This window comes from Haloplanus aerogenes (assembly GCF_003856835.1).
Taxonomy (GTDB): domain Archaea; phylum Halobacteriota; class Halobacteria; order Halobacteriales; family Haloferacaceae; genus Haloplanus; species Haloplanus aerogenes.
The window spans coordinates 1,195,812-1,208,288 of record NZ_CP034145.1; the positions used below are offsets into that span (position 1 = coordinate 1,195,812).

Consider the following 12,477-nt stretch of genomic DNA (forward strand, 5'->3'; position numbering starts at 1 on the left):
GTAACTGGGTACCGGTGGTCGGCGACTGCCGGAACTGACTTACGACGCTCCGTATCGGCCGGTCCGTTTTTTAAACAGGGACGCCCAAGGTTGGGGTATGAAATCGACGCGGAAGGGGCTCCGTGATGGCGAACTCGTCAAGGACACCTACGAGCGACTCACCTGCGCGGAGTGTGAGAAGGTGTTGAAAAAGCGGGACGACCCCGACGAAGTCTTCTCGCTTCGGATCTGTCCCGAGTGTGGCCGGGAGTGGAAGGACCTCAGGTAAAGACGGCGTCGAAGGCTCGGGCACCGAGCGGGTCGAACGTCCCCGCCGCAACGTCCTCCGCGACGTGGTCGGGATCACTCGCCCCGACCAGTGCGCACGTGACTGCCGGCGCGCTCCGTGCGAAGTTGATCGCTCGCTGGGCGGGGGTGTCTCCCGACAGCTCGGCGTCGACAGCCGCCGGCAGACCGGTTAGCAAGTCACCCTGTGCGAGGCTGGCGCTCGTGAACACGTCCAGATCGAGCGTCTGCGCGACCGACAGCGCCGACCGATACTCGCCCTCGAACTCGTGGACCTCCGCGGTGAACGCGTCGGCCATGTGGACGTTGAACGGGAGTTGGATCGCCTCGAACCCCGTCTCCGCGCGGCCGACCGTCGCCGCCGCCGATCGCGCGCGTGCGGCGACTTCCGGGAGCGACAGGTGCGCGTCGGCTTCGGGTGGGACGCGAAACGCCTGCCACGTCGCCACGCCGTACCGGCCGATGTCGCCCGCGGCGACTCGCCGTTCCAGGCGCTCGAACGTCGCTTCGAGCTGGTCGTACACGTCTTCGCGCGACCGCGCCCGAAGCTGTGTCTCGGGGTTGTGGACGTAGTAGCAGTCGATCGTCTCTAGGCCGAGCGCGTCGAGCGAGCGGTCGAGCAGTGCCTCGATGGCGTCGGGCGCGATGCAGTGGTAGTCAGCGGCGAGGTCCGTCGGGTCGACGGGGCCGCCGTCGACGAACTGCTCGCGGATGTAGTCGGTGGGGTCGGCGGGGCGTTCGCCATCGAACGGCAGGAAGCCGCCCTTGGTGGCGACGACGACGGCCTCGCGGTCCACGTCCGCCCGCTCGATCGCTCGGCCGACGACCCGCTCGCTCCGCCCGCACCGGTAGTTGACCGCGGTGTCGACGACGTTACAGCCGCCTTCGAAGCCAGCGATCAGCGCGCGTTCGTAGTCGTCGTCGACGGCGTCGGTCGGGTCGCCGAGATAGGTTCCGAGGCCGATGCTGGAGACGACACCGGGGCCGAACCGCCGGAAGTAGGTACGCCCGAAGCCGTCGCCGAAGCGGTCCCGGTACGCCCACGTGGCGCGAGTGGTCGCCATACGTTGGCTACGCGGGTCGGCGGTATAGGACTTTGTCGGCGGTTCCCGTCGCGGCCGCTACAGGTCGCCTTCGAGCGCCCGCCAGAGTCGGTCGGTGAGGGAGGTCTGCCGTGCGGGCCAGACGAAGTCGTTGTCGTCGAGCGGGATCTGCCCGCCGCCCATGTGGGCGTGGCCGCCGCCGCTCGCGTCCGGCACGTCTTCCAGTGCGGATTCGATCGCGCGGCCCATGTGGACGCGGTCGTCGCGGGAGCGCCCGGAGAGGTAGAGCATCCCGTCACGGGTGCCGTAGACGACGGCGGCCGTGACGCCTTCGAGCAGGATGAGTTCGTCGACCGCCTGTGGAATCGCGTCCACGTTCGACACCTTGCCCACGTCGCTGATCGCGAACGCGCCTTCGATCTGTCGCTCGCGGATGGCCGTCGCTTTGATCTCCAGCGTCTCGGCGCTCACTTGCGGGTTGGCGATCCGGTCGAGCAGCCCCTCGTCGACACCTGGTGCGAGGTAGCCGCTCGCGGCGAAGTCCGCAGGATCGATCCCCACCGTGAGTCGGTCCGTGTCGGTGAGAATGCCGAAAAAGAGTCCCGTCGCGACTTTCGAGGGGACGACGTACGTCGAATCGATCTCGCTCTCGTGGCTTTCCGGTGGGACCGGCGTGGCGTCGAGATCCTCGAAGTACTCCGCGATCATGCTCGAACAGGCGCCGTACTCGGTCCGTACGTCGGTGAACTCCTCGCCCCGACCCTCTCCGGGGTGGTGGTCGACGACGGCGACCGGTCGGACGGTCTCGGACCCCGAGAACCCTCGTGGCTCGTTGTGATCGACCAGAATCACCTGCCGTGATTTCAAATCCTCCGCCCGCTCTATCGGGTCGAGGTCGACTTCGAGGACGTTGCGGAACGCTCGATTCTCCTGATGGCGGATCTGCCCCGAGAACTGGATCGTCGCCGCCGTGTCTACCTGCTCGGCCAGCGAGGCGACGCCCATCGCGGCCGCCATCGCATCCGGATCGGGATTGGGATGGGTCAGGATCGATACGTGATCGTGCTCGGCCAGTACCGACGCGAACCGGACACCTGTCGGACGTGCGAACTGGTGAAGGACGTACCCACCTCCGACCAGCACGACCAGACTGACGAGCAGCGCCGCCAGTAACTCCGGATGCGACTGGGCGAACGCCACCGCCCGCTGGACGAACTGCTCGGCGGCGACCGACATACCCACCCCGACTCGGTCGAAGGAAAAGAGTATTCTCCTATTGTGTCGCTCGTAAAGCGACCGAATTTGCGGGTTCAGTTCGACCGAAACCCGTCGATAGCGGGCCGGTAGCCCTCCCACACGGTCGGAAAGCGGAAGTCGTAACCGAGGTCGTGGAGGTAGTCGTTCGCACACCGCTTGTTCGCGCGGACCCGTCGGCTCACGTCGCCGTCGGCTGCCCGCTCTTCGACCGTCTGCTTCGGCGGATGGGCGACCCCACACTCGTCGGCCAGCCAGTCCGCGAACGCCCACTTCGAGACGGGCTCGTCGTCGACGGCGAGGACGACGTCGTCGCGCGCACGGTCGGTCTCCAGCAAGTACGCCACGACGCCGGCCGCGTCGTCGCGGTGGATCGAGTTGAGATACCCCTCCGTCACCGGCCTGTCGAGGTAGTACTCCAGTCGGTACCGGTCCGGACCGTAGAGGCCGCCGAACCGGACGACCGTCCCGTCGAGACTGCCTTCCTCCAGCGCGACCCGTTCCGCCTCCAGCAGGACGCGCTGACGGTCGGTTGCCGGATCTGGCGTCGTCGTCTCGTCGACCCAGTCGCCGTCGTGATCGCCGTAGACGCCGGTGCTCGACGTGTAGACGAGCCGATCGGGTGGTGATGACCGCGCGTTGAACGTTTCGACCGCGGTTCGCAGGCCGTCGACGTACGCCGCCCGCGCCGCGTCGACGCTACGGCCGCCAGCGCTCGCCGCGTACACGAGCCAGTCCACGTCGGGGACGGCTGCCAGCGAGTCGGCGTCAGTCGCGTCGGCGCGGACGGCGTCGAAGCCCGCGGCCTCGATGGCGTCGAGGCCCGCGTCCGATCGCCGGACGCCGATCACGTCGTGGCCGGCCGCGGTCAACTGTCGGCCGAGTTCGAGGCCCACGTAGCCACAGCCGAGGATGGCAACCCGCACGATCGATCAGCGGGCGTTCCGCCCGGCGACGTAGGTGTGGATGGCCGCGAGTTCCGCGAGCGTCATCCGAATACGGCCTTCGATAGCTTGCTGGACTTCCTGTCCCGAGAGGTCGAGGTCGACGTTCGAGGCGATGGTATCGACGTCGAGGACGCCCGTCGTCATCCCCATCAGCAGGTGATCGCGTACTTCCTGTACGATCGTCTCGGCGTCGAGATTGGAGTCGACTGCGAGGATCGACGCCGCCTCCATCAGCGTCAGCGTCGGCGACTCCCCGTCGGCCAGCGCGTCGACCGTCTCGGTCGACAGTCCCGTCTCGTCCGCGACGGTCTCGGCCCCGTGAACGTCGATCACCGCTCGCAGTTCGGCTTCGTACGCGTCGTGGAGTTGTCGAGGTGAGAGCGTCGCCGGTTCGTCCGCAGCGTCGTAGAGCATACGTTCGATGAACGCCCCGCCGACAAAAGTCTCACTCTCGACCCGAATCGGGGCACGACTCCGCCTCCCACGACGTGCATCTCGGTCGCGGCCAGGTCCCCGAACGTTCGTCGGCGTTGCCGTCCACGTCACCGACGCCGCTCCGATACGGCGGGACGGCGACCGCCACGACCGTTCGCGTCTCGAAGTCCACACGGTCGTCGCGGCCGAGTCGCTCCGGTGTCCCGTCGCCGTCCACGTCCAGCCGAACCGTCGATCCGTCCCGAACGTATCGGACCGACGCCCCCGGTGACGACGGCGGCGTGCCGCGCCTCGTCCGGAGCGTGAATCGGGCGTACGCGCCCCGAACCTGCACCTCCCAGACGTTCACCGTCGCGTACCAGTAGCCCGGCACCGGCGCGACGGGGAGCCCTGCCGGTATCGTGCCGAGTCGCTTCTTCACCCGACTCCGATCGATCCGAGCTTTCGCCGTCGAGACGGCCCGGGCGACCGCTCGGTCCCGCACCCGCGTCAGTGCCTCCTGCACGAGTCCCTCTCCGACCGTCGCCGCTGGCGTCCGGCGCACGTCGACGATGGCCGCATCGAGCGCCGTCTCCAGTCGGTCGGTCCGTCCGGAATTTCCGTCGGACGCTCGTTCGTCCGCCGCGACCGCGATGGCTGCCGCGAGCGATCCGTTGCTGGCCGCGAGCGCCCGACGCCCCGGCCCCTCCCAGCGTGCGAACCCCTCGGCGACCGCGGCCTGCGCTTCGGACCGCGTCAACGTCGTCTCGTTTCGAACGACACGACGCGTGCGCGACCGGATCAAGTCGACCGATTCTGACACCGACTCCCGGAGGGGACGGCGCGCCGCTCGAACCGATGCGTTCGACATCGACTCCGAGGCGACCAGAATCTGCGCCGCCGTCCGAAGGCGGACGCCAGACGCGCCGTCGATTCCTGAACTCGTGACGGTGTCCGCCGCGTCGCCGTACGGGACCGCGAACAGGTTGACGTTCTTCGCCGATAGCGGGCGGTACGACCGCGAGGGCGGCACGCCCGGCGCGCGGTCGTGGCTCACCGACGCGACCGTGAGATACGCGGGCGAGCCGTCGGGCACGACGCCGACGGCGCCACCTGGGGGCGACCCGGGAAGCGTTGCCCGCTGCGACGGCACCGGTGTCCCTCGCTGGTCGAGAATCTCGCGAAGCTGTCGCGACGAACCGAGCCCCACGTCTCCGAGCGCCGTGTCGAACGCCTCCCGCGTCGTGTTGTGACTCACTGCGCGCCGCTCTAGCCGCCGGATCGTCGCGTCGAGCAGGGCCGCTCGGGCACCGATCCGCGCTCGATCCGCGACGCCCCGGTATCGCGCCGGCGCGTCGATCAGGCTCGCCCGACGACGGCGGAGTTCGGTCGCCAGTTGCGCTGGCGGGTTCTCCGCGTACGTTGCGACCGCCCCCGCCGAAACCGAGACGTTGACCGTCTCGAGCCGCTTCCGGAACGCGGTCAGGTCGGTGTTCGTCCACGACCTAAGTTCGTCCGGACGGTCACCGTAGACGACGCGTTCGGAGACGCCGAGGGTGTCGTCGGCGACGGCGACGGCGACCGCTTCCCGACCGCCTTGCCGTTCGACGAGTTGTCGTTCGGCTTTCGCGGCGACATCGGCGAGATTCGGGCCATCGAGCGGTCCGCCCCGCTCGAACCGCGGACGCGTCGGCCGGTCCGGTGCCGTCCCGTTCGGTGCGTACGTCCCGACTATCGTCACGCCGACGCGGTAGCGCTCGGTCCACTCGCCGGTCGTGGTTCGCGTGTCGTTGCCGCGTTCCCACGTCCACGTCACCTCGCGTTCGAGCGCCACGTGTCTGGCGAATCCGCCGAACCGGCGTTCCTCGGCGCCGACGCTCGGCGTCGATCCGACGCTCGGATCGACTTCGGCGTCCGTCGCCACGTCCGTCCGTCGGAGCGACCACTCCTCGCCTGGCGCGTCGGGGTCCGGTCGGGGCTCGTCGTACGTCTGCTCCCGTGTCGTCCGAAGTTCGGTCTCGACCCGATAGGCCGCGCGGAGGACGCCGTCGAGCGAGCGATTCCGCCGGCCGGTGTCACGTCGGAGGCCGACCAGCGCTCGCCCGGAGAGTGTCCCCACGTCGACGGTTATCGACCGGTCCGGGGTCGCTCCATCCGTCCCACGGCGGCCGGGAAGTGGCACGCCGCCCGACGTGGTCGTGTTCCGATTGGGGCGCGGGAGGATACGCGTTGCCTGACTCCCGTCGACGGGCGTCCCGGCAGCGAACTCGCGCACGGCGAACTCACGATACGCGCGCCGCATCGCCCGTCGACCGGCAGGGTCGCTCCGGCCGAACACCGCCCGTTGCGTCTCGAGGACGGCACCGTTCGTCGACGTTTCCACGTGTCGGTTCGCGACGACGTTGGCGATGGGGCCACCGTAATACTGCCCCCAGCCTCGTGCCCACGCGACGGGGTAGAGCCGGGCGGTCAGCCGCCGACCCAGTCCCGGCCCCTCCAGCGGTCCGCGGTTCAGACGCGTCTCGAACGCCGTCGCGCGGTCGTGGAGCGCGAGTACCGGTGTCGAGACGGTCACCGTCCAGTCGCGTTGCTCGCTGGCGACGGCCCGTCCGTCCTCCCGTGCGGCCACGGTCACGTTCCGAACCGTCACCCGGAGTGCCGTCCCGTTCTCGACGCCTCGAATCTCGACTCGCTCCATCCCTCGCCGGAGTTCGGCCGGCGTCGTCCCTCCGGGGAGCGACGCGACAGCCGTCACGTCCCCCCGGCGATACCGCGTCACCGACAGGCGCTCGCGGGCGGCCAGATAGATCCGCAGGCGCAACGCGTCCCGAAACGGCCGGTCGTCGCTCAACAACCGTCCGTACGGCGTCTCGGCCGGTGACGTGACCGGCTCTGCCGCCGCTTCTCGCGCGGCCTCGCCGACGGCCGACCGAAGGGCAGCAGTCGTCTCCGCGGACGCCCGCTCCATCGCTGTGTCCGCGTCGCGGTCGACCCGATCCGGCCCGCGCGTCGAGACGGCCGCGCCGAACGTCGACGCCCCGACCAGCAACAGGACGCCGACGAGGGCGAACGGCACCCGCGCTCGTCGATCTTCGGCGAACCGGGTCATGGCCACGTCCTCACGACGATTCGGACGCGACCGAGACGGACCGCGTTGGCGGCCGCCGTGGCCGACGTGTTCGTTTCGCGTAGATCACGCTGCACCCGTTCCGAAACCGCCGCTTCGAGGCGGTCGTTGGCGGCGTCGACGCCGCCATCCCCGAGTCTCGTCGGTGGCGCCGCTCCGAATCGGTTCGCGACACGGCGATACCGATGGCGGACCAGCGCCGCCGATGGCGACGCGCTACTCGCCGCGATTCGGGTTCGAGTCGGCGGAAACAGCCCCGCCACGAGTCCGTCGGCGACGGCGTCCGCGACGCCATCGACACCACGGTCCCGCGCGGCACGGCGGATCGACTGCTCCCGTGCCGGGAACCCGCTCGGCACGTCGACCGTCGCTGCGTGGACCGGCCGGTCGGGTGGGGGGCGACTCCCGATGACGAGACGACCCGCAATCGACGACGCGGGATACGGTCGCCAGACGGCGGTGATCTGCGTGTGGTTCGCCCGAATGGCTCCTCTGACCGCTCGAACGACCGCCCGCCCGAACCCGTCCCGTGCGTGCGAGAGACGCTCGCCGTCGGCAGTGATTCGAGCGACGGTGGCGCGAGCGAGGAGTTCGGCCAGCGTCCCGTGGGCGGTCCGGTCGAAGGACCCGCCCGTACGCGGAACGTCGACACTCGTCGTCTCGAACCGCGGTGTGAGCGTGTAGTTCACTGCCGCCGTCGTCGTCGACAGCGTCGCCGCGACGTCGGGCGCGCGCCCCTCACCAGCCGGGTCCTGCGGCGTCGCGGTGGTGACGGTCACCACTGCAGCGCTGACAAGCAGGAGACAGAGCAGACCGTCGAGGACGGTGCTGGTCACGACCACACCTCCACCCGGACGCGACCGGGGCGAACGCGCCCCGGCGCCAGTCGGACGCCGAGGGAGCGCGTCGCGGTGTCGGTACCGGCCGTCGGCCCCGGGGTCGTCGGTCCCGCGTGCCAGCGTCGGCCCGCTGCCGCCAGCGTGACGTTGACCCGGTAGCCTCTGGGCCCCGCGCGCTGTGCCCGCCGCCGTCGCGTCGGATCGGCGACGCCGCCGACAGCGAGGCGGTCGACGACGCGGTCCAGCGTCGGTGTCGCGACGTTCCGCTCCGCCTCGTATCCGGCCCCGTTGAGGACCGTCGCGTACGTGGAGACGGCACCGCACACTGCCAGGAGGACGACGAGCGCGGCAGTCGGCTCGACCTGTCCCCTAGCCGACGAGCGTGACATCACATCCCTCCCAGACGACGTGGCGAGCGATCAGCGGGCCATCGACCGGTCGCCACCGCGGCGCTCGGTCGCGGGCGTCAGCGCTGGCGTCACAGAGCGCCGATCCGGACTCGAACCGGGTTGCCGGCGGGGCGCCGCGGAGGACGGCCCGGAGCGCGCGCGACCCCGTCGCGGGCGTCACCGGTCCGAACGCGAACGCCGCGTGTGTCGTTCCGGCGTCGTTCCGAAGTCCGAGCCGTCGCGGGCCGACCCGCACCGCCGTCGCGTCGAGCGGATGTTCGGCCGTCGCGGGGTGGGCCGTCGCCGCCGTCCGGTCGACGGTGTCGGCGGCGTCCGCGGCGGCCGGTGGCGGTGCCGTCGGCAGCGTCGCGCCGACACCTAGCAGTGCGATACTCGCGAGCGAAAGCCCGAGCCAGACGTACCACGCGTCGACTGGAACGCCGATCATGGCGAGGGGTGGTCCCGTTACCGCACTTGAACCTCCGGGCACGTCACAGGAACAGCCCGGCGCCCACGTACGCCGCGAGATAGCAGACGGTAGCGAGACACAGCGCCACCCCGACGCGGTGGCCGACGAGCGTCCGGTCCAGTCCGCGGGTCAGCCCCGTCGAGAGAATCGTGAGTGCGGCCGAGAGCCAGAGGACGTACGCCCCGACCGCGAGGCCGAGTCCGGCCGTCGGGAGCGCGCCACCGCCGAACTGGGCCGTCGTCCCGGTGCGAGCCACACGGGCCGACAGCGCGACCGTCGCCCCGCCGACGACCGGCCCGAACATCGCCGCCGTATTGGTCAGCGTGTCGGTGATTCTGGACAGTTCTCTGCGAGCTTCCCGCTCGACGCGCCGGAGTTCCTCGACGTGTTCGGCCGTTGCGACCAGCGCTTCGCCCGCCGGCCGCCCCTCGGTCGCCGCGAGGTCGAACAGGGTCGCCACTTCGCGGGCTCGACTGCTCGGCAGCGTCGCGAGCGTGCCGTGTTCGCCGTCGAAGGCCTCGCCGACCGTGACGCCGAGTCGGCGCTGCCGTCGCGCCGCGTCGTCGAGCATCGTCCCGGTCGCTCCCGCGACCCGATCCGCCGCGTCGGCGAGCGCTGTCTCGACCGCCTCGCCCGCCGCGACCCGTCGGCCGACGAGATAGCAGGCGTCGTGGAGGTCGGCCTCGACGGCGCCGACGCGGTCCTGCACCCGTTTCGCCGCGCGGGCGTCGACAACGAGTGCGGTTCCAACGCCCAGACCGACCGCGGCAATCGGCACCGCCCACGGTTCGACCAGTCGCGTCGCGCCCGCCGCGCCGACTGCCCCGCCGGCGATGCCCCCGACCACGACGTGTAGACGCCCGTCCGGCGTGTCGGGATGGTCACGCCCGACGTGTGGCGGCGGGAAAGCGACGGGTCGACGGGCGAGGAGCCACGCGCCCGCCGCCACGACGACGAGGGGAAGTACCACGTCGTACAGCACGACGATCACCGGCAGCGAGAGGCGGGCGCCGGCAGCGTTCGCCGCCGGAAGGACGCCGATCAGCGCGAGCGGCAGGAGGATGCCGAACGCGTAGAGGCCCGTGACCGCTCCCCTGATCTCGCTCGTAAAGGACGCCAGTTCCTCCTGTACGCCGTCGAGCGCTGCCTCGACCGCTCGGTCGAGGTGCTGGTCACGGTCGCTCGCCGGCGCCGACGCGGCAGCGTCCAGCCGAGCGACGGCACGCGACAGCGCCGGGAATCGCTCGCCCCACTCCTGCGCGAACGCGGCGAACCCGTTCCGCGGCGTGCCAACCGCTCGCTCGACGTGTTCGCCGAGACTCCGGGCGAGGGAACCGGTCCCCGTCTCGCTCGCGAAGGCCGCCGCGCGTTCGACCGTCGGATCGACGCGAAGACGGAGCGCCGCCCGGCTGACGAGCGCTGCGGCCGACCCGAGCGCCCGCGTCCGCGCCAGCGTCGCCAGCCATCGTGGCCCGCGATCGGCGAGGATCGGTACGGCGACGCCGACGGCCGCGACGGCCGACGCGACGGCGATGCCCGTGGTCGTCGACGTGACGGTCCCGAGTATCGCACCGATCCCGACCGCGCCGGCGACGACGACTGTGGCGACGACACGGGCCGCGCGTTCGAGGGCTTCGGCGTCGACGCCACTCCCGAGATACCCCAGCGCGCGGTCGAGTTCCGGGGCCGGATCGACGGGCCACGGCCACCACGTCCCCACTGTCTCGACGACCGTCCAAGCGTTCATTCCATCACCCGTCGACGGTGGACCGCGTCGACTTCGTCGGGTGCCGTCCGTTCGGTCGACGCGAGGTCGGTCAGCAGCGTCTCGCGTTCGTCGAGTTCGGTCAGCACGTCCGCGTACGACTCTCCTGGGCGAGCGAGCGACGCCACGAGCCGACTGTTCCCGCGGTCGACGACACCCGTCGGTTCGGCGCCGTCGGCGCCGGGTTCGAACAGCGACTCGAACGCCACCTCTCCGTCGACGTGGCGCACTTCCTCGATGGCGGCGACGCGGCGCTCGTCGCTGAGCGTGACGAGCAGGTCCGTCGCCGCGAACGACGACGCAGGGACACCGAGGTCGGTCACGACGCGTTCGAGGACCGACGCGGCGCCGTCGCCGTGGATCGTCCCGAGGACGGCGCTCGACGCTGCGCCGACTCGCATCGCCTCGTAGAGGGTCGACGCTTCCTCCCCCCGGACCTCGCCGACGACCAACGCGCCGTCACCGAGGCGGAGCGCGGTGCGGAGCGCCTCCGGCGCCGACAGCGACGGGCCGTCGTCGGCCGCGATGCGAACCGGCTGTACGTCGCGGCCGGCGTCACGAAGCGCCGGCACGGGGAGTTCGGGCGTGTCCTCGACGGCGACGGTCCGGGTCGCCGGCGGGAGTTCCCACAGGAGCGCCGAGAGGAGCGTCGTCTTCCCCGCACCGCGCGGGCCGGCGATCAATCCCGCGGCGGCGCGTTCGACGGCGACCGAGCAGAGCGCCGCCGCGTCGGCCGGGAGCGTTCCGTTGGCGACGAGCGCCGGGAGCGTCCACGTCGTCCCGTCGTGGGCTCGGAAGACGAAGCCGTCGCCGTCGCTGACCGGGTCGGTGACGCCGGCGACGCGGACGCGGCCACCGAACGGACCTTCCGTCGTCGCGTCGAGCGTCGGGTTCGCGCGCGAGAACCCCCGACCGCTCTCCCGGCGGAACCGGGACGCGAGCGCCGCGACACCCGTCCGCGTCAGGTGGACGTTCGTCGGCAGACGCTCGCCGTCGATGGCGACTCGGACGGGGCCGTCGCTCACTGGGGCGGTGACGACCACCTCCGACACCTGCGGATCGGCGAGGAGATCGTCGAGGATGCCGTGCCCGCGAGTGTGTTTGCGGAGGACGCGTTCGACCGCCGCGACCGACGCGTCGTCGACACCGTCGACGGCGCGGACGGCGTGGCTGACGGCTCGCCCCGATCCCTCCTCGTCGCCTTCGACGCCCGCCGCCAGCCGCTCGTACGCGGCCGACAGCGCGCGCAGATCCGCGTCGTCGAGTCGCGAGTCCAGCGGCTCGAGCAGGTAGTAGTCGCCGCGGTCCGTGCGATACCGCCGGACCGTCGCGCCGGTGTCGAGGTCCCGTCGATCCACCAACGTCGCCTCGTCCGGCGGCCGCGCGACCAGTCGCGCGTTCGACACCGTCGGACCGACCGTCGCGGTGAGTGCCTGTTCGTACCCGTCGTCGACGCGGTCGGCACCCGAGGCCAGTCCCGAGGTGGCTGCTAGCTTCGCGACCGGGCCGGCTCTCCCCGTCGCGGCGTGGGCGGCGCCCAGTGGGTCGTGACGCGCCCGCGCGGCCAGCGTCTCGTCGTGGACGGCGACCCGCGCGGCGAACCGCCCGGCGGCGACGAGCAGGCCGACGGCGCCGTCGTCGTAGACGCGTTCGCGCCCGTCACAGCGGACACGGACGGCGTCGGCGTCACGATCCGCGAGCGCGTCGATCACCGTCGCCCGACAGTTCGGCTCGGCCGCGAGGTTCCCCCCTCCGGGACAGTCGGCGGCATCGACGACCAGCGCCGCGTCGCCGTCCGGATCGGTACGGGTCGGTGCGCGAAACGCCGTCTCACACCGGCACGGCATGTCGCCGCTAGCTCCCGCGTCCGTCGCACCGGTCGCTCGTTCGCCGCCCCACAGTCGATTCAGCAGTTCCATGGGTCGGGTGGCCGCGGCATCGCTTT

At 71.1% G+C, this 12,477-nt stretch carries 11 protein-coding genes; 1 reads left to right on the plus strand and 10 read right to left on the minus strand.

Annotated features, from left to right (window positions below; genetic code table 11):
• The first annotated feature begins 97 nt into the window (after positions 1–97).
• Entirely contained in the window at positions 98–268 is a 171-nt protein-coding gene (locus DU502_RS18180; protein ID WP_166033646.1) for an HVO_0758 family zinc finger protein, read from the plus strand.
• Here DU502_RS18180 and DU502_RS06025 read toward each other — a convergent pair.
• From DU502_RS06025 to DU502_RS06070, 10 genes are all read right to left on the minus strand, one after another.
• Positions 261–1,349, minus strand: a complete 1,089-nt coding sequence (locus tag DU502_RS06025) for an aldo/keto reductase (protein WP_121920889.1) — start codon at positions 1,347–1,349, stop codon at positions 261–263. The two genes, DU502_RS18180 and DU502_RS06025, sit on opposite strands and share 8 nt — an antisense overlap.
• Positions 1,350–1,406: 57 nt before the next feature.
• Positions 1,407–2,564: a DHH family phosphoesterase gene (locus DU502_RS06030; protein WP_121920888.1), complete on the minus strand. Its 1,158-nt coding sequence runs from the start codon at positions 2,562–2,564 to the stop codon at positions 1,407–1,409.
• Between the two features lie 74 nt (positions 2,565–2,638).
• Positions 2,639–3,508, minus strand: a complete 870-nt coding sequence (locus tag DU502_RS06035) for an SDR family oxidoreductase (protein WP_121920887.1) — start codon at positions 3,506–3,508, stop codon at positions 2,639–2,641.
• Between the two features lie 6 nt (positions 3,509–3,514).
• A complete protein-coding gene (locus DU502_RS06040; RefSeq protein ID WP_121920886.1) occupies positions 3,515–3,943 on the minus strand; it encodes a DUF5791 family protein in 429 nt (142 codons plus the stop codon).
• A 31-nt stretch (positions 3,944–3,974) separates the two neighbouring features.
• Entirely contained in the window at positions 3,975–7,052 is a 3,078-nt protein-coding gene (locus DU502_RS06045; protein ID WP_124897033.1) for a DUF7286 family protein, read from the minus strand.
• On the minus strand, positions 7,049–7,906 hold the full coding sequence (locus DU502_RS06050; RefSeq protein ID WP_124897034.1) for a DUF7284 family protein: 858 nt from the start codon (positions 7,904–7,906) through the stop codon (positions 7,049–7,051). Before DU502_RS06050 ends, DU502_RS06045 begins: the two co-directional genes overlap by 4 nt.
• Positions 7,903–8,298, minus strand: a complete 396-nt coding sequence (locus DU502_RS06055) for a DUF7285 family protein (protein ID WP_121920883.1) — start codon at positions 8,296–8,298, stop codon at positions 7,903–7,905. The genes DU502_RS06050 and DU502_RS06055 overlap by 4 nt, the downstream gene beginning before the upstream one ends.
• Positions 8,279–8,746: a DUF7283 family protein gene (locus DU502_RS06060; RefSeq protein WP_121920882.1), complete on the minus strand. Its 468-nt coding sequence runs from the start codon at positions 8,744–8,746 to the stop codon at positions 8,279–8,281. Before DU502_RS06060 ends, DU502_RS06055 begins: the two co-directional genes overlap by 20 nt.
• A gap of 43 nt (positions 8,747–8,789) precedes the next feature.
• Entirely contained in the window at positions 8,790–10,514 is a 1,725-nt protein-coding gene (locus DU502_RS06065) for a type II secretion system protein (protein ID WP_121920881.1), read from the minus strand.
• The gene (locus DU502_RS06070; protein WP_121920880.1) at positions 10,511–12,451 is read right to left on the minus strand and encodes a type II/IV secretion system ATPase subunit; all 1,941 of its coding nucleotides are present in this window, start codon (positions 12,449–12,451) and stop codon (positions 10,511–10,513) included. Before DU502_RS06070 ends, DU502_RS06065 begins: the two co-directional genes overlap by 4 nt.
• Positions 12,452–12,477: the final 26 nt, after the last annotated feature.

Excerpts from the sequence above, each read along its gene's own strand:
- DU502_RS18180 (WP_166033646.1), top strand. The coding sequence starts at position 98 with ATGAAATCGACGCGGAAGGGGCTCCGTGATGGCGAACTCGTCAAGGAC.
- DU502_RS06025 (WP_121920889.1), bottom strand. The coding sequence starts at position 1,349 with ATGGCGACCACTCGCGCCACGTGGGCGTACCGGGACCGCTTCGGCGAC.
- DU502_RS06030 (WP_121920888.1), bottom strand. The coding sequence starts at position 2,564 with ATGTCGGTCGCCGCCGAGCAGTTCGTCCAGCGGGCGGTGGCGTTCGCC.
- DU502_RS06040 (WP_121920886.1), bottom strand. The coding sequence starts at position 3,943 with ATGCTCTACGACGCTGCGGACGAACCGGCGACGCTCTCACCTCGACAA.
- DU502_RS06045 (WP_124897033.1), bottom strand. The coding sequence starts at position 7,052 with ATGACCCGGTTCGCCGAAGATCGACGAGCGCGGGTGCCGTTCGCCCTC.
- DU502_RS06055 (WP_121920883.1), bottom strand. The coding sequence starts at position 8,298 with ATGTCACGCTCGTCGGCTAGGGGACAGGTCGAGCCGACTGCCGCGCTC.
- DU502_RS06060 (WP_121920882.1), bottom strand. The coding sequence starts at position 8,746 with ATGATCGGCGTTCCAGTCGACGCGTGGTACGTCTGGCTCGGGCTTTCG.
- DU502_RS06065 (WP_121920881.1), bottom strand. The coding sequence starts at position 10,514 with ATGAACGCTTGGACGGTCGTCGAGACAGTGGGGACGTGGTGGCCGTGG.
- DU502_RS06070 (WP_121920880.1), bottom strand. The coding sequence starts at position 12,451 with ATGGAACTGCTGAATCGACTGTGGGGCGGCGAACGAGCGACCGGTGCG.